General features: G+C 66.6%; 25 protein-coding genes. 10 read left to right on the forward strand and 15 right to left on the reverse strand.

The window, feature by feature from the left end; translation table 11 throughout:
• Positions 1-60: 60 nt before the first annotated feature.
• A complete protein-coding gene (locus EAH86_RS09570) occupies positions 61-603 on the reverse strand; it encodes a hypothetical protein (RefSeq protein WP_140739698.1) in 543 nt (180 codons plus the stop codon).
• A gap of 256 nt (positions 604-859) precedes the next feature.
• Here EAH86_RS09570 and EAH86_RS09575 point away from each other — a divergent pair, with 256 nt between their 5' ends.
• On the forward strand, positions 860-1,396 hold the full coding sequence (locus tag EAH86_RS09575) for a GNAT family N-acetyltransferase (protein WP_206665793.1): 537 nt from the start codon (positions 860-862) through the stop codon (positions 1,394-1,396).
• 473 nt (positions 1,397-1,869) lie between these two features.
• Positions 1,870-2,262 carry a hypothetical protein gene (locus tag EAH86_RS09580; protein WP_140739704.1) on the forward strand — a complete coding sequence of 131 codons (393 nt, stop codon included), beginning with the start codon at positions 1,870-1,872 and terminating at the stop codon, positions 2,260-2,262.
• A gap of 85 nt (positions 2,263-2,347) precedes the next feature.
• On the opposite strand, the gene EAH86_RS09585 is transcribed toward EAH86_RS09580, so the two are convergent.
• Positions 2,348-3,406, reverse strand: a complete 1,059-nt coding sequence (locus EAH86_RS09585) for a cation diffusion facilitator family transporter (protein ID WP_140739707.1) — start codon at positions 3,404-3,406, stop codon at positions 2,348-2,350.
• A gap of 87 nt (positions 3,407-3,493) precedes the next feature.
• Here EAH86_RS09585 and EAH86_RS09590 point away from each other — a divergent pair, with 87 nt between their 5' ends.
• The 4 genes from EAH86_RS09590 (at position 3,494) to EAH86_RS09605 (ending at position 5,692) form a co-directional block, all read left to right on the forward strand.
• Complete coding sequence (locus EAH86_RS09590) at positions 3,494-3,877, forward strand: ArsR/SmtB family transcription factor (RefSeq protein ID WP_277752328.1); 384 nt, start codon at positions 3,494-3,496, stop codon at positions 3,875-3,877.
• A 74-nt stretch (positions 3,878-3,951) separates the two neighbouring features.
• Complete coding sequence (locus tag EAH86_RS09595) at positions 3,952-4,338, forward strand: ArsR/SmtB family transcription factor (RefSeq protein ID WP_140740754.1); 387 nt, start codon at positions 3,952-3,954, stop codon at positions 4,336-4,338.
• Complete coding sequence (locus tag EAH86_RS09600; RefSeq protein WP_338325240.1) at positions 4,335-5,156, forward strand: cation diffusion facilitator family transporter; 822 nt, start codon at positions 4,335-4,337, stop codon at positions 5,154-5,156. The genes EAH86_RS09595 and EAH86_RS09600 overlap by 4 nt, the downstream gene beginning before the upstream one ends.
• Entirely contained in the window at positions 5,144-5,692 is a 549-nt protein-coding gene (locus EAH86_RS09605) for a DinB family protein (protein WP_194150772.1), read from the forward strand. Before EAH86_RS09600 ends, EAH86_RS09605 begins: the two co-directional genes overlap by 13 nt.
• 210 nt (positions 5,693-5,902) lie before the next feature.
• Here the strand turns inward: EAH86_RS09605 and EAH86_RS09610 are convergent, their stop codons facing one another.
• The 4 genes from EAH86_RS09610 to EAH86_RS20215 form a co-directional block, all read right to left on the reverse strand.
• Entirely contained in the window at positions 5,903-6,841 is a 939-nt protein-coding gene (locus tag EAH86_RS09610; RefSeq protein ID WP_140739710.1) for a DUF2336 domain-containing protein, read from the reverse strand.
• A gap of 690 nt (positions 6,842-7,531) precedes the next feature.
• Positions 7,532-8,518, reverse strand: coding sequence for a CU044_5270 family protein (locus EAH86_RS20440; protein WP_170212790.1), 987 nt, complete (start codon positions 8,516-8,518; stop codon positions 7,532-7,534).
• Positions 8,508-9,038, reverse strand: coding sequence for an RNA polymerase sigma factor (locus EAH86_RS09620; RefSeq protein ID WP_140739716.1), 531 nt, complete (start codon positions 9,036-9,038; stop codon positions 8,508-8,510). The genes EAH86_RS20440 and EAH86_RS09620 overlap by 11 nt, the downstream gene beginning before the upstream one ends.
• A 67-nt stretch (positions 9,039-9,105) precedes the next feature.
• Entirely contained in the window at positions 9,106-9,756 is a 651-nt protein-coding gene (locus EAH86_RS20215) for a phosphatase PAP2 family protein (RefSeq protein ID WP_161988619.1), read from the reverse strand.
• 1,232 nt (positions 9,757-10,988) lie between these two features.
• Between EAH86_RS20215 and EAH86_RS09630 the strand changes: the two genes are divergently transcribed.
• A complete protein-coding gene (locus tag EAH86_RS09630) occupies positions 10,989-11,258 on the forward strand; it encodes a hypothetical protein (RefSeq protein WP_140739723.1) in 270 nt (89 codons plus the stop codon).
• Positions 11,259-11,305: 47 nt separating this feature from the next.
• Here EAH86_RS09630 and EAH86_RS09635 read toward each other — a convergent pair whose 3' ends face one another.
• The 9 genes from EAH86_RS09635 to EAH86_RS09675 form a co-directional block, all read right to left on the reverse strand.
• Positions 11,306-11,590, reverse strand: coding sequence for a YrhB domain-containing protein (locus tag EAH86_RS09635; RefSeq protein WP_140739726.1), 285 nt, complete (start codon positions 11,588-11,590; stop codon positions 11,306-11,308).
• A 94-nt stretch (positions 11,591-11,684) separates the two neighbouring features.
• Positions 11,685-11,954, reverse strand: a complete 270-nt coding sequence (locus EAH86_RS09640; protein ID WP_140739729.1) for a hypothetical protein — start codon at positions 11,952-11,954, stop codon at positions 11,685-11,687.
• Positions 11,951-12,436 (reverse strand): hypothetical protein, encoded by a 486-nt coding sequence (locus EAH86_RS09645; RefSeq protein WP_140739732.1) that lies wholly within the window; start codon positions 12,434-12,436, stop codon positions 11,951-11,953. The genes EAH86_RS09640 and EAH86_RS09645 overlap by 4 nt, the downstream gene beginning before the upstream one ends.
• A complete protein-coding gene (locus EAH86_RS09650; RefSeq protein ID WP_140739735.1) occupies positions 12,433-13,008 on the reverse strand; it encodes a phosphoribosyltransferase family protein in 576 nt (191 codons plus the stop codon). Before EAH86_RS09650 ends, EAH86_RS09645 begins: the two co-directional genes overlap by 4 nt.
• A gap of 67 nt (positions 13,009-13,075) precedes the next feature.
• Entirely contained in the window at positions 13,076-13,768 is a 693-nt protein-coding gene (locus EAH86_RS09655; RefSeq protein WP_140739738.1) for a hypothetical protein, read from the reverse strand.
• Entirely contained in the window at positions 13,765-14,211 is a 447-nt protein-coding gene (locus EAH86_RS09660; RefSeq protein ID WP_140739741.1) for a hypothetical protein, read from the reverse strand. The genes EAH86_RS09655 and EAH86_RS09660 overlap by 4 nt, the downstream gene beginning before the upstream one ends.
• Positions 14,208-14,897 (reverse strand): hypothetical protein, encoded by a 690-nt coding sequence (locus EAH86_RS09665; RefSeq protein WP_140739744.1) that lies wholly within the window; start codon positions 14,895-14,897, stop codon positions 14,208-14,210. Before EAH86_RS09665 ends, EAH86_RS09660 begins: the two co-directional genes overlap by 4 nt.
• Positions 14,898-14,973: 76 nt before the next feature.
• On the reverse strand, positions 14,974-15,510 hold the full coding sequence (locus EAH86_RS09670; RefSeq protein ID WP_140739747.1) for a hypothetical protein: 537 nt from the start codon (positions 15,508-15,510) through the stop codon (positions 14,974-14,976).
• 948 nt (positions 15,511-16,458) lie between these two features.
• Entirely contained in the window at positions 16,459-17,739 is a 1,281-nt protein-coding gene (locus EAH86_RS09675; RefSeq protein ID WP_140739750.1) for an IS110 family transposase, read from the reverse strand.
• Between the two features lie 392 nt (positions 17,740-18,131).
• Here EAH86_RS09675 and EAH86_RS09680 point away from each other — a divergent pair, with 392 nt between their 5' ends.
• The 3 genes from EAH86_RS09680 (at position 18,132) to EAH86_RS09690 (ending at position 19,928) form a co-directional block, all read left to right on the forward strand.
• Positions 18,132-18,476, forward strand: a complete 345-nt coding sequence (locus EAH86_RS09680) for a helix-turn-helix domain-containing protein (protein WP_140739753.1) — start codon at positions 18,132-18,134, stop codon at positions 18,474-18,476.
• Between the two features lie 62 nt (positions 18,477-18,538).
• Positions 18,539-19,288: an ImmA/IrrE family metallo-endopeptidase gene (locus EAH86_RS09685; RefSeq protein ID WP_161988620.1), complete on the forward strand. Its 750-nt coding sequence runs from the start codon at positions 18,539-18,541 to the stop codon at positions 19,286-19,288.
• A gap of 34 nt (positions 19,289-19,322) precedes the next feature.
• Entirely contained in the window at positions 19,323-19,928 is a 606-nt protein-coding gene (locus tag EAH86_RS09690; RefSeq protein ID WP_140739757.1) for a hypothetical protein, read from the forward strand.
• Positions 19,929-19,933: the final 5 nt, after the last annotated feature.

Raw genomic sequence — 19,933 nt, forward strand, 5'->3', positions numbered from 1 at the left:
AGGTTTGAGAACGCCGCGGTGTGTGGGCCCGGGCCCCTGAAGGGTCGGCACCCGTGGCGGTCAGCGGCAGTAGTTCTCGCCTGTCGTGACGTGGTTGAGCGGGCGACCGGTCGGGTCGGTCCCGATGACCAGGCGTTGGCCACCTTTCGTGCGCACGACAAGAGTCGTGGAGCTGCTCCATGCCATGTCGGCAAAGGCGTCGTCCGGCTGCTCCCCGTTCAGGCAGCCCGCGTACCACAACCGTGACAGGGCACCTCGGTTCTGGTGGAGATCGAGCTGTCCGTAGCGTGAGCCAACTCCGACCGTGAAGACCGCGGTGGTGACTCCGCTCGGGGATGACGAACTGACGGTGTGCGGCGTGGGTGGCGCGATGAAGGTCATGGCCGCGAGCGCGACCGCTGCGGTCCCGACGGCAAGGAGTGGAGGAAAGGACTGCGCGCGGTTTCCGCGGTTCTCATCGAAGGCAGCTGCCGCCCGCGGAATCAGTGAGGCGCAGAAGAACCACCCCCAGTCGGGCAGGACCCGGTCGACGAAGTAGTAGTTCGCACCACCGAAATACGACACCACTCCCACCAGGAAGACCGCGACGGCCCACGCGGACAAGAGGTGATGTGTTCGCTTGCTCCACCGGCGACGATCAGGGAGAGGCGGGGTCGGTCCTGGGAGCCTCAGCGGCGTCAAGGGCGGATAGTCAGGTGTCCCGGACATCGGCGATCCGTGCCGCGAGGGGTCACCGGTCGCGCGCGTCATGGCCTGAGTCTGACACCGCTGCCCCGCCGGCGACCCGCGTTCCGCCGCGGCCTCGGCGCGTAGTCCACAATGAACCGTGCCCAGACAGCTTGGTGACGTCGGATGGCCGGTGTCCACGGCGCGTCTGACGCTGCGGCGCGCAACGGTCCAGGACGCTGACGCCGTGCTGTCCTACCGTGGCTCGCCCTCGGTGTCCGAGTGGATGGGCACCCCGCCCGAGGACTTCCATGCCAGGTTCGCCGCGCCCGAACGACTCGACCTGTTGCTGATCGTCGAACGTGAGGGTGCCGTCATCGGCGACCTGATGGTCAAGATCGAGGATGCGTGGTCTCCTCCCCAGCTGGCGTCGCAGGCCAAAGGTGCGCAGGCCGAGCTCGGCTGGGCTCTGCGCCCGGAGGAAACCGGCAAGGGCTACGCGACCGAGGCGGTCGAGGCGGCCCTGCGGCTCTGCTTCGACGACCTAGGTCTGCACCGAGTGACCGCAGGGTGTTTCGTCGCCAACACGGCCTCGTATCGACTGATGGAACGGGTCGGCATGCGACGTGAGACCTTCACGCTGAAGAACGCCCTGCACCCATCCGGGGAATGGCTGGACAGCTACGGCTACGCACTCCTGGCGGAGGAGTGGCACCACCGCCACCTCTGACCGTGTGTAGCGACCGGAAGGTGTCACCGTCGACGACACGAACTGTCACCGGTGACACCTTCTGTCACTTGTCCACAAGGGTTTCGCGGCCATGATGGGCTTAGGCATTCCGGAACTCGGCCAGCACGATGGCCTCGCTGTCCAGTAGCAGGGCTGATGCGGTGCCATGCTCGGGAGCTGGGTTGTTGCCCGCCATCGCTTCGGGACCTTCGCCACTAGTGGTTCCATCGTGGGGGTGACTGCATGGTTCTGTGATGACCAACCGCTTCAACGCTTTGCGTGCTCTGGGTTTGACTGCTGCATCCGCGGCACTGCTTCTCGCAGGGTGTTCAGCGCCAAGCCGGTCTGGTGGGGGGATGTTGGGCGGTGGCGCAGGGTCGTCGGGCGGAATGATGGGTGGCACAGATGGCTACCACTATTCGCGACTGCGTTGTTCTCCGCCGGTGGACTTACCGGGCGTCACGGTACGGGTCGTGCTGGCCGATATGGGTATGACGCGGATGGTGGGTGGAGATGCGCCCATGGGCGCACGAATGATGCTGGATGCCGCCCCGGCCTCCACCTCCGCGGGCACGGTGACCTTCGTGGCGAGCAACATGGGCTGGCGAACCCACGAACTGGTAGTCATGCCGTTGTCCGACCAGGCCGCTGCGGGACGGCGCGTGGCCGGTGCGGACGGGAGGGTCGCGGAGGACGACAGCCTGGGCGAGGCGTCTTCGTCGTGCGCCGCCGGGTCGGGTGAAGGCATCGACGCGGGCGCCGTTGGCTGGGTGACGCTGAGGCTTGCGCCCGGACGGTACGAGTTGGTGTGCAACCTCAAGAACCACTACGTGAACGGGATGTACGAGGAGTTGACCATTCGCTGAGCCGGTCGCGAGGTTTGGTAGTACGGGCAACAAGCATCACCCTGCTCACGAGTGACCCGAAGTCGACCGCATCGAGGCCCGGTGCTCAGCCGGTGTTGAGTCCGTGGTGTGCCAAGGTGGCGTGCTGTCGCTCGCCTTCGGCGCCTGCCGGGCTGACGTGGACGGTGGCTTCGACGAGTTTCGGGACGTCGTGCAGAAGCCGGTGGTGTGCCTCGATGGACACGGCGTGGGACTGGACCACGGTGAGCGTTGGGTCGACGGTGATCCCGGCTTCGGCGCGGACCCGGTGCCCGACCCAGCGGAGCCGGACCGTTTCGACGTCGATGACGCCCGGGGTGTGTTGGAGGCTGTGCTCGGTGGCGGCGACCAGCGCGGGGTCGACGGCGTCCATGAGCCGTCGGTAGATGTCGCGGACCGCTCCCTTGAGCACAAAGAGGATGGCAACGGTGATGAGCAGCCCGACGATCGGGTCGGCCAGGGGGAACCCTGCCGAGACGCCGATGGCCCCGACGACCACGGCCAGGGAGGTGAAGCCGTCGGTGCGCGCATGGACGCCGTCGGCGACCAGTGCGGCCGACCCGATCTGTCGACCGACACGGATCCGGTAGCTCGCGACGAGCTCATTGCCGGCGAAGCCGATGAGCCCGGCCGCGATCACGACCCATGCGTGGGTCAGCGGTTGCGGGTCAAGCAGCCTGCGGACCGACTCCCATCCCGCAACGAGCGCGGACAGCACGATCATGAGCACGATGAAGACGCCGGCCAGATCTTCGGCCCGGCCGAAGCCGTAGGTGTACCGCCGTGTGGCGGGGCGCCGTCCGAGCGCGAACGCGATCCACAGCGGCACCGCTGTCAACGCGTCGGACAGGTTGTGGATCGTGTCAGCGAGGAGTGCTACCGAACCGGTGATGACGACGAGGACGGCTTGGATGAGGGCGGTCAGGCCAAGGACGACAAGGCTGATCTTGACCGCGCGAATTCCTCGTGCGCTCGTCTCCAGCGCGGCGTCGACTGAGTCGGCCGCGTCATGGCTGTGCGGGCGGAACGTGGTGGTCAGCCAGCCGCGGACACCAGTCGCGTGCTCGTGGTCGTGCTGGTGGTCATGCTGGTGGTCATGCTGGTGGTCATGCTGGTGCTCGCTCATAGGAGGGGCCGGTCCTTGGGGTGGTCGGTGCACTGGGACAAGCGTAGACATATGAATGCCTGCTCATGTAATCGTTAGGATCACGACGTGGGACATCAGCGCGCCGGGCACGCCACCAGCATCGACCTGGACATGGAGACCGCCCAGTCGGTCGCGGGAATCCTGCATGCCCTCGCCACCCCCAGCCGCGTGCGCATCCTCGCCCGTCTCCAGGACGGCCCGCACTCCGTTGGCGAACTCACCGAGGCCATCGGGATGGAACAATCAGCGGTCTCCCACCAACTCCGACACCTGCGGGACCTCGGCTTCGTGACCGCCGAACGGCAGGGCCGCCACATGCTCTACGAACTCTTCGATGACCACGTCGCCGAGCTGATCGACCAAGCCCTCTCCCACGCTGAGCACCTGCGCACATCGGTGCCCAGTCACGGCGGGCGACGCGGCGCCGCTGCAGAGACCGGATCGACCTAGCGCGTCGGGTCCGTCATGGGTCGACCCGGGGTTGAGCCATATCGGCCATGTCCCGATATCATCGGGCCATGCCGATGAATACGACGTCCTCCGCGCTCGCGGTGCGGGTTGACCAGACCCCTGCTTTGTCGGTCGCCGCGTGCCTGTTTCGCGGTCTGGGGGACCCTGCCCGGCTCGCAATCCTGCAGCACCTGACCTTGGGTGAGCACAAGGTCACGGAGCTGACAGCACACTTGGGTCTGGCGCAGTCGACCGTGTCGGGGCATTTGGCGTGCCTGCGGGATTGTGGTTTGGTGTCGTCTCGTCCACAGGGCAGGTCGTCGATGTGGTCGCTGTCTGCAGCCCCGGAGATCTTGGCCGTCCTGGCCGCTGCCGAAGGCCTGCTCGCCGCGACCGGCGACGCCGCGACCGGCGACGCCGTCGCCCTGTGCCCCCGGTTCGGGACGGACACGGCCCTGTGAGCACGCAGCACCTGCACACCACTGCAGCCCAGCTGACCCCCGACGACCGCGCCCGGCTCGGACGACGCGCGCAGGCGTTGGCGGGGGCCAGCGTCGCCTACAACGCGATCGAGTGCGTCATCGCCGTCGCGGCTGGGATCGCCGCAGGGTCGGTCGCCCTGGTCGGGTTCGGGCTCGACTCCATCGTCGAGGTATCGTCCGGGCTCATCATCTTGTGGCAGTTCCGCCACCGGCTGCCCGAGAGCCGTGAACGCGTCGCGTTGCGCCTCATGGCCCTGTCGTTCTTCGCCCTCGCCGCGTACGTCACGTTCGAGTCGGCCAGATCCCTGCTCAGCGGCGCGGAGCCGGACGCCTCCCCAGTCGGGATCGGTCTGGCGGTTGCGTCGTTGGTGATCATGCCCTTCCTGTCCTGGGCGCAGCGCCGCACCGGACGGGCCCTCGGGTCAAGCACGGTGGTTGCTGACTCGACCCAGACGCTGCTGTGCACCTACCTGTCCGCGGTGCTGCTCGTTGGGCTTGTCCTGAATGCCACCCTCGGGTGGGGCTGGGCCGACCCGCTCGCCGGGCTGGCCATCGCGGCCGTTGCCGTGAAGGAAGGCCGGGAGGCCTGGCGTGGTGAAGCGTGCGGTTGCGGCCCGACCACGATCACCGTCGACGGCGAGGCGGCGACCACAACGACGGACGACGGCGACGACTGCTGCGGTGCCGACGTCACCGCTCGGGCCGGCGATGGAGTGCCGGTCAGCCTTGGCCTACCGGGACCGAAGACCGGGGCTAGGGCTGAGGCCGCCCCGCAAGCGCAGGGATGGGGACCGTGACCGACCAGGTGGACAGGCAGTCCATCCACGCCGAGATGGCACGGGCGAGAACGACGTTCACCGCTCTGGTGGACGCGGCCTCCGCGGTCGACCTGCGACGGCGAACCGACGGTACCCGGTGGACCAACCAACAGATGCTGTTCCACATGCTGTTCGGGTACCTGATCGTGGCCCGGCTGCTGTGGCTGGTCAGGCTCTTCGGGCGGCTCCCCGACCGGTACAGCCTGCGGTTCACGCACGCCCTGAACGCCGGACAGCGTCCCTTCCACGTGATCAACTACCTCGGGTCGTGCGTCGGAGCGCTCGTGTTCCGCGGCCCTCGGCTGGCCCGACGGTTCGACCGGGTCATCTCCGCACTACTGCACCACCTCGACCGGGAGACCGACGTGAGCCTGGCCCGCCAGATGCACTTCCCGGTGGACTGGGACCCCTACTTCCGCGACACCATGACCCTGCTTGACGTCTACCACTACGGAACCCAGCACTTCGACTTCCACGCTCAACAGTTGACGCTGCCACCGCCCATCACCCCGTGACAAACTCGTCCATGAGCAGCGGCAGACGGTCAAAGCCTCAGGACACTGTGAGGTTGCTTGTGAAGCGACATGGAAGTGTCACCACCAGCGACATGGGGTGTCACCGGTGACACCTCATGTCGCTTATCCACAGGGTTGCTTGGCGGGGCCGAGCGCGCTCATGACCATTGGCGGCGCTGACAGTCGCCCCGTTGCCGGAGTGTCGCGCGACTACTCGATTTCTCGGTAGGACCCCGCCGGACCGCCTGGCATACCGGGAAGGTGGGGCAACTTGCCTTCGGAACCTCGGAAGACGAGGTAGGCCCAACCCCGAACGTCCTCGTTGTTGTCGTTTCGGAGATTGGCGACGAGTTCCGGGTCGGGCATCTTCCAAACCTCAACCCCGACAGTCTTGTCGGCCTGCCGGACTTGCTTGACCGCGTCACTGTCCCATGCACCCAACGCAGCCAATCGGACCTTTGCCGACTTGTCAGTGAGACCTCGAAGCACCGCCGAGCGCGGTCGGCTGTGTCCGCCTCGCTCCTTGTCGTACAGCAGCGTCGCACGAACTTTGGCGGACGGGTCGGCGGCCAGGCTGTCCACGACGTCCGAGGGAAGGCGCCTCCATTTGGCCAGCGCGAGCCGGTCGGCCGGAGTGGCTTGGGCAAGCAGGATCCGGGAGACACTGGGGTCCTTCCATACTCCGCGGGATCGTGCGAGTGCGTGCCGGACCTCGGGGTCAGGGTGGCCCGCGAGCATCCTGGCCGCGGTCGCGGGGAGGATGCCTCGGTAGGACGCGGCTGCCTTGACGACCTCGATGTCCGGGTCACCAGCGAGCCGTTCCAGGGTTGCGTCACTCAGGTTGTTCCCCAGCATCGGCTTCGCAGCCCGTAGAGCAGCGACGCGTGCTGCCGAACTCGCAGAGCGAGCCTTCGGCTCCCACACGATCTGGCTCTCTGCATCCCGGTACGCCTTGATCCGCTCGAACCCGCGCGCGTAGGCGTCGTACAGGCGGTCACCGTCCGGGTCGGACTCATCGAGCGCATCCCGCTGCCGCCAGATCTCCTGCCTACCGGCGTCGGTAGCGGCGTGCTCGATTCGGGCTTCGGCCAAGCGGTCCTCGTTCTCGACGCTCCGGTTAGCGGCGTACGCGGCCTCAGCCGCGCGCAACGCCTCACGGGTGTGCGCTGCGCAGCGACGGCCACCCTCGGCCTGGGACTTGCACATGTCGGTACTCCTGACTCTGACGCTGTCTGTCGTGGTGTCACTAACAGGGGTCGCCCTTGCGTGGCGTCCGCCTCTCGGGCCGGGAGACCGAGGGGCCTGTCGCAGCGGGTTCCGTCTTCAGCGCGACGAGGGCTGCACCCACCACGGCGGTGGCGAGTCTTGTCGCGTATGCGTCATCAGCGAGCCTCGCGCTCGGATGGTGTTCTCGGAGCACCCGGACCACCGCCTGCACAGCGTCGACCTGCACCGCGCTGGACGGCGGCCTTCGGATTCCTTGCGCCATGGCTGGCCCCTTTTTCGCGACCTGCGCATCACCCTCGTACTCGAACGGGTCCATGCAACGTCCGCTCATCACGGACCTCCTGTCGTTGTGTCACTGGTCGGTGAGCGAAGCGAAGCGCTGGCTGCCTGCTCGTGCACCTCGCTCCACTATCGGCAGGCGTTCACACGAGGTAACGCGTCACGCACGCATGCGGGTCCGGCGCGTCATTGCAGGGGCTGAGCCGCATCGCCCGGCAGCGACGGCTGGTGCCACCATCAAACGAGGTGGAACGCCCTCGCGCAGCCCCTTGCCGCGCCGCGGTGGCAATCCGGTGGGCGGCGAGGAACCAATGGCCTAGTCATGTGTGTCGCCTACTTCCAGAGGGAGTAGGCGATGACCGCTGGGACTCGTACGTTGAGGCTGCCTGCGCTGGTGGTGAGCCACTGCTCGCTGCCGTTGAGGGTTCCGGTGGAGGGGTCGAAGATGAGGATGTATCGGGTCATCAGACCGGAATGGTCGGAGTCTGTGGCGATCGCGACGCCGCGTCGATTTAGCCTGTCCCGCACGGAGCCGAGCACTTGTACGTCGGGTGCTGCAGCGAGGACTTGAAGGACCGCGGCCTTCTGAGGCTGGGTGAGTTGGCGTTCGCGGGCGAGGTCGGTGACCGCCACGAAGAGTTCGGCGGTGCCGAGGTCGCGGATCGGGTGTCCAGTCTGCAGGTACTTGGCCAGCGCAGTCGCGTTGGTCGGCGGCGCGGTCTGCCACATCGGATTGAACTCGCCGGGGTTGAACGTCGTTCGACTCAGTACCGTGCCCTCGCGTCCTGGTTGGCCGCTGCGGCGCCACGCTTCCCTGCTGTCCTTGTCAGGGAAGGACGGTTCGCCGGTTGACGTCTGGAGCAGCCCGGAGCGGTCGGCGTTCCAACGCAAGAGCGTTTCGATCGGAATGACGGCGGAGGTCACTTGCTGTCCGTCGATCCGGGTGGACAGGGACCAGTCCTGGGTGTTGATCACCTGACTTCCGGTGGCGGGTAGGCCTTGTTGCTTCCTGGCGCGCTCGGCGAGCCGGGCGAGAGTGACGTCGGCGGTTCCGGTGAGGGGGGTTATCCGCAGGGTCGGCGGAGTGGCCGCGAAGGCTGGCGTCGGGTGAGTCACTCCGTGCAGGCCGAGGACTACCGCGGTGACGGCGGCGGCTGCCGCGAGCGCGGACCACGTCCACCGTCGGTGAGCACGGCCGCGCGATGGGGCATCAGGCCGCAGGATCGTGCGCAGGTCCTCCCGGGCACGGTCGTCGAGACCCCGGTCCGACGCGCTTGGGGCGGGGTTTGCGTCCCTGAGCAGGATCAGTTCATCGCTCACGGCTGTTCCCCTTCGTTGACGCGATGCTTGCGAATTCGTCAAGCGCGTACCGGAGTCGGGTGCGGGCGCGGTGAAGGCGGACGCTGGCGGCGTTCGATGTGCAGCCGAGAACCTGACCGATTTGCAGGGGTGTGAGGTCCTCCCAGGCGCTGAGCCGCAGTATCTCCTGATCAAGTTCTGATAGTCGGCTCATGGCGACGTGCACCGCCTCGTGCATGGGCTCGTTCGGGAGGGTGGGCGGTGCAGTCTGCGTGACCAGCCGGGCGAGCAGACGGGCTTTTCGGTCTCGGCTTCGCTGCGCGTTGGCGAGCACGTTCCCTGCCGTGGCGTACAGCCATGGGAGGGCCCAGTCTTCAGGCACTGTGCTGAGCCTGCGCCACGCGACTGTGAACACCTCGGCTGCGGCGTCCCTGGCCTCATGCTCGTCACCCAACCGACGCACCAGGTAGTACACGATTGACCAGTAGTGCTGCTCATACAGCCGGGTGAACCGCTCGGGTGCGGCGCTCGACTCCCTCATGTCCATAACTGTCCACGACAGGGGCGCTTCTTACACCTGATCTTGACCTCCTCGCGGCGCGCGCCTGTCAGCGTGCTCGCGAGAAGTCGTTTCCTTTCGGTATCACCAAGACGACCACACCCCACCAGAGGGCACCCAGCGTGATAGCCCCCAGCGCGTCACTTGGCCTGTGCCATTGAAGTGCCACCGTGGCCACCGCGACCGCAGCGGTGATGCTGGCGGCAACAACTGTTCCCACGAGTCGGGCGGATCGGCGCAGTACGCCCGCTACGACCAAAGTCAAGGCGACTGCCGCGGAGACGTGGCCGCTTGGGAACGAGTTCGACAGGTCGCCGCCGGGCCGCGGAAGACCCACCTTGAGGGCGTAGGCGGAGAACAACAACCCTGCGCAGGCAGCACCGACCACCCGAACGCCATGTCTGTTACGGAACAGTCCGTAGATCAGGACCGCCAGAGAAGCCGGGACCAGGACTTCGGGACTGGCCATCCGCATGAACGTTCGGCTTGCCTGCAGTGCCGAGTTCGAACGCGGCATCATGGCGACCGTGATCGCCGAGTCGAGATCCCGGCCCCCGGACATTAGAACCAGCCCAACGTAGGCGCCTGCCAGCCCTAGCAGCCCGAGCATCATCCACAGCCAGCCAGTGCGATGGTGCGGCCGTCGCATGCGTGACGGTGCAGCCGAAGGCACGGCCTCGTCGATGGACCCCCCAGTCATCTCTGAAGTGTGGCAGGTGGGCACAGTTGAGAACGGGATCCCGCGCCGCCCAGCGCCAGGATCCCCCACGAACCTGCGGTGACCTGCCCAGAAGCCGCATCGCCGCACGGCTGTCCAAGCCAAGGATCCGATTCTCCGTGCCGACTGGCGAGGCAACCCACGAGCCCGACCCTGGGATGTGGAGTGGCTCCATGCGATCACACCGGCCAACGTCCCTTGCGATGACTTCCCGCGACCTCGCAACGGCTTGGGATCTCGTGCTCCGAGCATGGCTCCCGCAACAGTACCCATGACCATCAGCGGGACACCCATGAACAGCAACGAGTCCGAGGCCTCATAAAAGGAGCCTTGCAAGGCCATGGGCAAGAGTATGAGAACGCCTACCAACGCGAAACCGGCACCCAACCCCATCACCGCACCGCGACTCACTCGCCCCCCCATGCGAGGAGTGTGGTGGTGGCGGGCGCCGTGCACAAGTGGGCCACCAGGCACGCCACACGCGAACAAGAGTGCTAGGACGGACAGCCCGAGCCAGGCGATGGGCTTCGTGTCGACACGAACCGACGAGCAACACAAGGCGTTTCTCCCCCGCGGTGCGATATTGACAAGGGAAGCGTCAGCGTCAACCTCACCCTTTATGGGGGGAAGTTACGACCTGAGAATGCGCACTCTCATCGGCACGACCGGACTGCGGCATGATCGGACATGGCGATGAGATGGCACACTATCGCCGTGGTTGGACGAGCGTGGGCGTGGGAGCGTGTCTCTAGGTTCTTTCTTGACGAAGACCCTTCGGTGATCGCTGCGGCTTTGAGCGCCGGTCGGCACGCGGGTGGCCGACAGTTCTGGGAGGGGCTTTACGTCCGGCTCGCTGTCGCATTCTCGGCGGCCTTGGTCGGAGGGGGGATCCTGATGGCCATCACACCAGACGGGCCGATACGAGATGACGAGTACTACGTGGGGGGATGCCTCACTCTGGTTCTTGCAGGCCTCGCGTTCTCATGCTTGGCAGTGGCATCGGGTCGACGCTGGGCCTTGGCCGTTCTTCCCGTGTGGTGGGCCATCGTGGGTGGTCTCTGCGTCGTACTCGTCCTGAACCCATAACCGTCGTCGTTCCTGACAACTCGCCTGCGGTCGCCCGGCTGAGGGCGCAGCCCGACCCAAAACCCGTTCTACGGGCGGGCGCGCAACGCCTCAGGAGCGGCATGAGCGGACGCAACTAGCGCGCCTAGGTGAAGATGGGACTCATGGACGATGCGGCGCTCATCCCCTACTGGTTGGCCTTCTTGATCGGCCCCGTGCTGCTCGCGTTCGCCGCGTGGGTGCTGCCCGCCCAATTCAAAGAGGCGCAACGTCAAGTGCCCTTTCGGCGCGTCTCATCCGCGGCAGTCAACGACGCAGTCGACGCATGGTTTCCCGCAATCTGGGCAGCCGGTATGGGTGTCATCGGCACCGTCTTCGTCCTCGGAGGGCTATTCCGTTTGGCGGGCGTCGCCTTGTAGAGCGCCATACGGTCGACCCGCTTCGCGGCATGTGAGGACGTTGCGGTTCAGCGATCAAGGGCTGAGTGGCCCATCGCAACCTGACTCGCCGTATCGGCACCGGACCAGGTGAACCACGGGTCGGCACCGGACTTCGGTACGACCAGTGCGCCGTTCCCGGCCAGAGCGTCTCGGACCTCTCCGGTCTCGATGAATCGGCGGCTGTTGTAGGTGAAGGCCCACGCGGTGTCGTACTCCTCCACGTTGGCCAGCACCCATTCGCCCGTCTCGAACTCGCGCGACTGCTGGCTGAGCAGTGCCATAGCAACACGGCGAGCGTCATCCTGCGTCACGTCTGGAACGCTATCGCGATGAAAACGACCCGTCCCCTCATCGGCACGATCACGATCGGATCGCGGCAGGTAGGCGTGACGAGCGAAGGGCTGGTCAGGGCAACATTAGGAACAGCCAGCGGAGAAATCGTCGGATGCGGCCAAGCCTGGTCTTGGGTTCTCCGGGTCCGGCGCGCACCTGGTCGCGGGCGAGAACCACCGAAGACGTCAAAACTACGAGCAGCCCTAGGACCAGCACCGGGATGGGCAGTGGGATGAAGAACCCGGCGAACAGGGCGACGCCCGCTGCCAGTCCGGCCCACAACGCCACCATGCCGTACGCACTGCGGGGTACGAACTGACGGGCGGTCTCCTCGGGGGTCACCGGACGTCCTCAGCGTGGGCGCGTTCCCGGTCGCGGTGTTTCCGGCCGTCGAACTCTCCCGCGTTGACCCTTTCCACGAGGTAAGCCAGGGCTGACTGTGGATCGCGGCCCGCAGGCACCAACTCCTTGTACAGGAGCGGTATGCGTCCCCACACACTGCGGTTCCGGCGGCGCAGAACTCCGACCTTCCACGGGCGCCCCGCGAGCCATTCATCGACCACCCACCCCAGCAGCAGGTAGAGGACCAGACCGCAGAGGTCGATGGGAGCGAAGTCCGCCCCGAACATCTTGCCCCTGTGGACGGCGCGCACGTAGTACACCCAGTCGCCCCGCTCTATGCGAACGTCATGCGCGCCCGGCGTGAAGGGCAACGCGTTGTCGCCGCTGAAGTCGAAGAACTCCCGGACGAACCCGGTGACGTGAGCCCAGCCAGTGCCCAGTGTGCGCCGTAACGATGCCGACCGGCCGGTGCCCGGCTTCATCGGTACCAGCCCAGGTCGCGTTCGTGCAGCAGCGACCGCAAGGGGAGGTCGCGTCGAAGTCGGCTCTCACGGACGGCGTCGACCAGCGTGGCGACGCCGATCCAGGTGGCGCCGGAGTCTTCGACCAGGCCTTTGACGGTCAGGGCTGTCGCGCCGGTCGCGACCCAGTCGTCAACCATCAGGACCCGATCCCCGGCCTTGACGAGGTCGCGTCGGAAGCCGAACTCGACGTGCCGGTCCTTGTAGTCCGGCGGTGACACGCGTCGTCGCCAAGCGTCGCTGTCCGCGCCTGAGCCGCGGTCTTTGCGGACCTCCACGAAGCCAACGCCGAGGGCCGTCGCGGTGAGTGTGCCGACGAGGACCCCGCGAGATTCGGGTCCGAGAACGACGGTGGGTTGGCTGTCGGCGTACAGGTCCGCGAGGGCGGGCCCGATGTCGGCGAGGAGGGCGGGGTCGCGCCACCAGCCGGTCAGGTCGGCGGCTCCGGTGTCGTCGGTGCGGTCGCCGAGCCAGGCGAACCGGTCGACCAGGGCATCCCGCAGCGCGCGAGGGCTTCTACTGGTCGTGGTCATGGCGTCATCGTGACAGGTGGCCGGGACACGTTCCTTGCGCTCTCCATCGGTGGGAAGTTCTGCCTGGTCATGGGCACGCGTCGTCGAGTGGGGACAGGCGCTTGAGGGGCCGTCCGGCCGAGTCGCGGCTGGCCCGAACCCTCTGGCCGTTCTTCGTGCGCACTTCAAGGGTCGTGTCGTCCAGCCACGCGACGCTCTCGTAGGCGTTGGGGCCGTCCGCCTGGACACAGCCCACGGTCCACTTGCGCGAGAGCAGCCCCGCGTTCTGGTGCACGGTCACGATCCGCACGGGATCGACGATGATCGGAGTGCCGTCACGGACGACTGCCGTGACCCGGCCGTCCGGGGAGCGGTCGCTCGACAGGGCAGGAGGGTTCGCCGAGTGCACCGTGTAGGCGCCGAAGCCGAGCATGACGACAAGGACGGCCAGCAGGGCGCGGAAGCCCCAGGCAGGTTGACCTCGATGCTCATCGAACCACGACGCCGCCTGGATCAGCGTGGAGGTGCCCAGGAACCAGAACGCGGGCGGCAGGAGCCGCTCCACCCAGTAGTACGTGTCCCCGCCAAAGAAGACGAGGCAGGAGAGTGCGACGCACAGGCCGGACAGCGCGAACAGCCACCGGTGGGTCCGACGACTCCACCGGCTGTGGTCCACGACAGGGACAGGGCTGGGCTCCGGAACGGACATGGCCCGCATCGGCGGGTAGGCGGGGCCAGCAGCCCTCGATGGATCCTGGTCGCCAACGATCGGGGTGTTCACGAGGCGTCCTTGCTTCGGTGGCTTGAACGGAACTTCGCGATCAAGGACGGTTTCGACGCCGTGGCGGGCCGACCAAGGTAGGCGATGACACCCCAGATCAGGACGAGGCCACCGATGAGGGCGGCCAAGCCACGGAACGGTGCCCACCAGACGGCTTGGTTGGCGATGTCGCGGGCAGCCTGCCCGAACGCCGCGAGTATTCCGATGAGGATCAACAGGCCAGAGCGGATCGGGTTGTTCTCTGGGTCCCAGATCCGTCGGCGCGGAGCCTTCGTCAGGTGCCAGTACAGGCTGGCAGGAGTGAGCCGGGCCGATGGCATGCCGCTGTGACGCCCGGCCCGGGTTTCGGGCTGCGTCTGCGACGAGGCTGCGTCGTCGCCGTTCTCGTCCACTCGTGCGGTCGACGGCTCCGCACGCTGCCTGTCTTCGGGCTGTCCCGTCATGGACGTCCGCGCCTTCCGGTGACCGCGACTCGGGCGCGGCGAGTGTTCTCGTACCGGGCTTGACGGCGCGTGAGAACGCCACCGCGACGGGTGCGCCGCTTGAGCCGGAGACTGTTCAGCGCGAGGAACACTCCCGTGACCCCGAGACCTCCGAAGCCGAGGGTGAGACCGAACTCGGGATCGGTGTTGTCCTCGGTCCAGTAGTCGTAGTCGACCTTGGCCATCGCAGTCAGGATCGTGCTGTCACCGTCGCGACGGACCCGGACGTCGAGCGGGGCTTGGTAGCGGGTGATCGGGGTCGGCTGTTGCCAGCCCTCGTGAATGCCGTCGTAGAGGGGGTTGTCCTGCGCGGCGTCAACGTTCTCCAACTCAATCTGGGCGGGGTTGCCGTCGAGACGGACTCGAACACGGTCAACCTCGTGGTAGCCGCCACCGCGGCCACCGACCCAGTGAATGTGAACTTGGACATCGCCTGTGGTGACCCACTCTCCCTGCGCTTGTAGAGCGCGTGCCTCGCTCCGGTCGTGCAGGTCGAACGGGAAGTACCCGAAGCCGATCAGGGACAGGACCGCGCAAAGGCCGACCAGCCAGGTGATGCCCTCCGTGGCGTGCCCGAGCCACGCCCAGGCGCCATCGACCCAACCGGGAACCGGCTGGGTGCGACGCGGGCGGTGGTCGATGGTCACAGGAGGATTCTCGGCATGACGGTCAGACGACACGACACGATTTGCCGGTTCCCATGGTCCGTTCCAGGAGCCGGTCTCATGGCGTGCAGACTGAGGCGGGGAACTGATCCCGCGGAATGATCGCCTGACCGGATGCGCCAGTCTTGGGGTCGGTCTTCGTCACCAGGACCGTGTCCGCGGTGATCGCGGTGAGGTCTTCCACGGTGAACCGGAGTTCGTCGGCGGACCACTTCTGCAGGTCGCCGAAGGCATCCAGCACGTACGTGTGCCCGGAAGTGAGTGCGCTGGCTGTCAATGGCTCGCTCGTGGTCCAGGCGTCGGCACCCTCGTCCTCCAGCGTCCAGGTCAGGAGAGCCGCGGACGGGTTCTGCCGGGACCATTCAGCGACGTGGACCATCGTCTGCGCGTTCGGGTCGTCGTCCTGGTAGATCCCGGCGCCGTCGTACTCCCCCTCACATGCCTTGGCCAGGCCGACCAGGTTCCCGGCCACGTCACGGGTGATGCCGGTCCTCCCGTCGAGGATCGGCGAACACCCGGTGACGGCTCCCAGGAGTGCGAGGCACAAGCACCCCGACGCGACCCGCCCCAGGGGTAGTCCGAGTCGTCGCATCATGCGGACATTGTCGGCATCCGCACCGGACACGTGGTGGGTCTTCGGACGGATCGTGACCGTCGCGCAACACCCGGCACGAGTCGGCTGTAGCGGGACAGGAGCCGGTGAAGTCTCGGTGGGCCACGGTCCGCTGCGCGCGCGGCCGTTGGTCGCGCGCGACTCAAGGCAAGAACAGCCAGTTCCGCCGACGCGTTGGCACCTGCTCCAAGTTCAGGCTCAACCGGAACATCAACTGCGCCAGGAGATAGGCGCCTGGCCCCATCAAGAGGTACAGGGACCCGTAGTCCGGGTTGGCCGCAGCGTAGATGCCTGCGATCACAGCCAGGGCGGTCCACAGTGCGAGCCATCGCCCCAGGGGGCGTGGGCGGATCCCCGCCCAAGGATCCCGCTGCCTCATCGGCCTCCATCCCCAGTCCCGACCATTCAACTGATGAGACTACGGGCACCCGTACCGTACGGGCGGTGGCCGAGCCAGCCGAACCGGTCGACCAGTGTCTCGCGAAGCCCGCGCAGGTTACGACTGGTCGTGGTCATGACTGCATCGTGACAGGTGACCGGGACACGTTCACCGCGCTCGCGAGGGCTCCCCGGTTCGGTGTGGTCATGGGCAGATCTCGTCGTGCGTTGCCACACGGTTGAGTGGGCGGCCCGCGGCGTTGACCCTGGGATGGTCCCGCGAAAATCACCGGCTTCGGCTGATGAGCGGGCACTTCCCGACCCCAGATGGCCGGGACGGGCAGAGCGCCTGGTGGTGGCCAGACACGATCACCACCTGGCTGGAGGAACAGCGGCTGACTCAGTGCCCCGAGTGTGGTGCCCGAGTTTCGAGACTCCCTCAGCACATGAGGGCCCACGAGCGGTCTCTGCCGAGCACGGTCTAGTCCGAAAATGAAGGGTAAGTAGGCACAGGGCTTTTCGAGTCGGAGCCAGGACTCAGCTGTTGCGGGGTCAGGCCGCTGATTCGAGGGTGACTCGGTAGCCGAGGGCCTCGAGCTGTCGGACGTGGTTGCGTTTCCTGGTCTCGGTGTTGACGGTGCGGGCGTAGTGATCAGCGCCGAGGTCGTGAAAGTGGGTCTGCGGTTCGGAGAGCAGGTGCCAGATGATGACCAGCATGGAGCGACCGACCGCGACGATCGCCTTTTTCTTACCGCGACGTCGCGCGATCCTGCGGTATCTGTCGCCAAGGAACGTGTCGCTGCGTCCGGCCATCACCGCAGCCTCGCCCAGCACCCTGGCCAGGTAGCGATTCCCGTGTCCGGTGGACCCGCTGCCCTTGCTCTTGCCGGCCGAGGACGTGATGCCGGGGGAGAACTTGGCCCATGAACACAGGTGGCCGGCGGTCGGGAAGCGGCTCATGTCCACGCCGATCTCGGCGATGATGATCGCGGCCGCGACAGGCCCGATCCCGGGCATCTCGTCAAGCTGCTGCACCGCCTGGTCGAATGGGGCCAGGTGGGCCTCGATCTGTGCGTCAAGTAATCCGATGTCCGCATCGATGGCATCGATGCGGCCAAGCATCCGCTGCAGCAGGAACCGGTGGTGCTCACCGAAGCCGCCCGCAGGTAACCCCGCGAACGCTTCCTCCAGGATCTTGATCTTGGCTCGCATTCGCGCCTTGGCCAGGTCGGCCAGCACCTTGGGATCGCGCTCCCCGGCGATCAGCGCAGCCATCATCGCCCGACCCGAGACTCCGAAGATGTCGCTGGCAACCACGGACAGCTTGACGCAGGCGCCCTCCAGCAGCTTCTCGACCCGATTCTTCTCGGCGGTGCGAGCCGCGACCAGATCGATGCGGTAGCGCGTCAGGTCTCGCAGCACCCGGATCGGCCGGGGAGGGACGAAGCTGGGTCGCAGCATCTGACGCTCGGCGACCTTGCACAACCACACCGCGTCAAGCACATCAGTCTTGGGGCGGCCCGGAAGATGCTTGACGTCACGGGCGTTGACCAGCCACGGGTCCAGGCCGTGGGCCTCCAGCAGATAGAACACCGGCTTCCAGTAGTCGCTGGTCGCCTCCATCACGACCCGATCGACGCCCAGGTCAAGCAACCGGTTGGCCAGCTCCGACAGCGAGCGGGTCATCGTCGTATGCGTCGTCACCTCCTGAACCCGCCTCTTCGAACCGCCCGATGCCGGCACCCGCACACAACAAACCAGCTCCGCCTTGCCGATGTCCAAGGCGGCGACCCGGGCAATGATCTGGTCCTCATCGACCGACGAGGCAAACACCGTTACTCATCTCCGACCTCCACGCGATCTGACTTCGATGGCGTGGCCGCCTGAGGAGACCACTCGGCAAAGACTCAGAATCTAGTCCTCGTGCTCGACGTCGCGGCAACAATGAAGGCGCCCGGAACGTGACCTCCGCGCCCGGCTAGTAGACGCCCTCAACGGAGCATAGAAGCACGACGTCACCAGACGGCCACAGCCCATTTTCAGCCCGGAACGGGCGCCCCGGAAGGGGCAACTCGGCTAGTAGCCACATGGGCATGGAACCGTGGGCGTCGATATCACCTGGCAGGCTCGCTCGTTAGCGCCTGATGGGGTGCAGTCCGGGGTTCGGGTTGATTCTGCGTCGAACTTGACCGATACTAGAATCAAGAAGAGGAGATTTGATTCAGATGACTGTGGACGCGTTGACCTATGGACCGCGGATTCGTGCTGCTCGTGAGCGGCGCGGGTTGAAGCAGCGCCCCCTGGCGGTGGCGAGCGGCCTGTCGCAGCCCGTGCTGCACCGACTTGAGGCGGCAGAGCGGACCGCGACCGTGCCCGAACTCATCCGGATCGCGGCTGCGCTCGGGACGACCCTGGGCGACCTGACCGGCCACTCCCCGGTCAGGGACCGGCTCGTGTTCGCGGCGCGAACCAACGATGACGCCGCTGCCGAGGAGATGAAGGAGCGGCTGGCGTACTACCTTGAGATGGACGCCTACTTCGACGAACTCGGCTACTCAGCGACCACATGATCGGGCCTCAGAGCGAGGCACGTCAGGCCGCGAACCAGTTCCGGGCGACGCAACACCTGGGGGTGGCGCCCATCGCCGACCTGGTGACGGTCCTTGAAGACGTGTCGGGCGTGCACGTGGCGGTTCTGCCGGTGGCAGGCAACGACCATCACGGCATGCGAGGGGGCGACCCCAACCGGCACGTGACGGTCCTTGGTGCGGCGGCTACCGCGCACCCGGTGCGCCTGCGGTCGACGCTGGCGCATGAACTGGGCCATCACGTGTTCGGCGACCCCACTCCACTCAAGTGGTCGGACAAGAGCCCGGAAGAGAACCGGGCGACCGAGTTCGCCAGGCACCTCCTGGTCCCCATTGAAGGACTGGTCGAGTTGCTCGGCGAACCAGGTCAGGTGGATGTCACCGAGCCGCTGCTGTCGAAGGTGGTCGAACGGTTCGCCGTGTCGCCGCAGATGGCCGCGATCCAGTTGCGCGAAGCAGGCTTCATCAACCGTGCCGTCGCCGACAAGTACATGAGCGTGTCATCGCGGGCCCTGGCAACCAGGTACGGCTGGACCGCCCTATACCAGCAGTGGTCTGTCGACTCGCAGGTCGTTCGCCCACCCAGGCAGATCGTCGCGTCCGGGATCAACGCCTTCATCGGTGGCCACGCCACCGTGGAAACCTTGGCGAACCTGCAGGACACCACCACCGACGCTGTCCGCGCCAACCTGGACGAGGCTGGCATCGCCCCAGCACCGCCGGAGCCGGTGGAGACGGTTGAGGACACCCTCGACTGGGCAAGTCTGGGCAGCGAAGACCCCGCGGGTGGCTAGCCCGCCTCCGTTCATCATCGACGCGGGGCCTGCCTTGAACTTCCTGGCCTCGAACCACGAACGGCTCCTGACGAACGCGGTTGGTGGGCAACCCATCCATGCCCCTTCGTCCGTCGAGACCGAGGTGTTGCGCAAGGCCCGCAGGGTGCCCAAGTTCAAAGCGGCCGCCGTTCGATGGGCGAAGATGAAGCCGAACTGGCTGCACGTCCTTCCGGACGACTCGGCAGATCCGGCGCTGATGGACGCGGCGCTCGTGTTGCTGCCCACCTCGCTCGATGTTCGCCTCGACGAAGGGGACGACCTCGGCGAGACCATGGTTGTCCTGCACGCCTATGTGAAGGCGATGACGGGCCAGACGGTCGTGGTCATCATCGACGATCGGGCAGGCCGGGCCTTCGCCCGCAAGACCATGAACGTGGTGATGGAAGCGAAGTCCCATGGGGCACCCTGCGGCGCCATCCACCTGACGTCCACGGTCGACATCATTGCCCAGCGACTCAACACCGCGGACATCCCCGATCGCGGGAGTCTTCGGCGCGTGTGGGCGGCCATCTCACCGTTGGACGACGGCCTGCCGAACGATGTCCCCGCCGAACTCCTGACGCATGCACGCTGGACACCGACTGCGCCATCCATGTAGGGCGC

The sequence above is a fragment of the Pedococcus bigeumensis genome (assembly GCF_006438965.1).
GTDB classification, from domain to species: Bacteria; Actinomycetota; Actinomycetes; order Actinomycetales; family Dermatophilaceae; genus Pedococcus; species Pedococcus bigeumensis_A.

Bases quoted from the DNA above. Each gene is read 5' to 3' on its own strand.
- EAH86_RS09605 (WP_194150772.1), top strand. From the start codon at position 5,144: ATGGGGACCGTGACCGACCAGGTGGACAGGCAGTCCATCCACGCCGAG.
- EAH86_RS09680 (WP_140739753.1), top strand. From the start codon at position 18,132: ATGACTGTGGACGCGTTGACCTATGGACCGCGGATTCGTGCTGCTCGT.
- EAH86_RS20215 (WP_161988619.1), bottom strand. From the start codon at position 9,756: ATGACTGGGGGGTCCATCGACGAGGCCGTGCCTTCGGCTGCACCGTCA.
- EAH86_RS09645 (WP_140739732.1), bottom strand. From the start codon at position 12,436: ATGAAGCCGGGCACCGGCCGGTCGGCATCGTTACGGCGCACACTGGGC.
- EAH86_RS09650 (WP_140739735.1), bottom strand. From the start codon at position 13,008: ATGACCACGACCAGTAGAAGCCCTCGCGCGCTGCGGGATGCCCTGGTC.
- EAH86_RS09595 (WP_140740754.1), top strand. From the start codon at position 3,952: ATGAATACGACGTCCTCCGCGCTCGCGGTGCGGGTTGACCAGACCCCT.
- EAH86_RS09660 (WP_140739741.1), bottom strand. From the start codon at position 14,211: ATGACGGGACAGCCCGAAGACAGGCAGCGTGCGGAGCCGTCGACCGCA.
- EAH86_RS09670 (WP_140739747.1), bottom strand. From the start codon at position 15,510: ATGATGCGACGACTCGGACTACCCCTGGGGCGGGTCGCGTCGGGGTGC.
- EAH86_RS09620 (WP_140739716.1), bottom strand. From the start codon at position 9,038: ATGAGGGAGTCGAGCGCCGCACCCGAGCGGTTCACCCGGCTGTATGAG.
- EAH86_RS09585 (WP_140739707.1), bottom strand. From the start codon at position 3,406: ATGAGCGAGCACCAGCATGACCACCAGCATGACCACCAGCATGACCAC.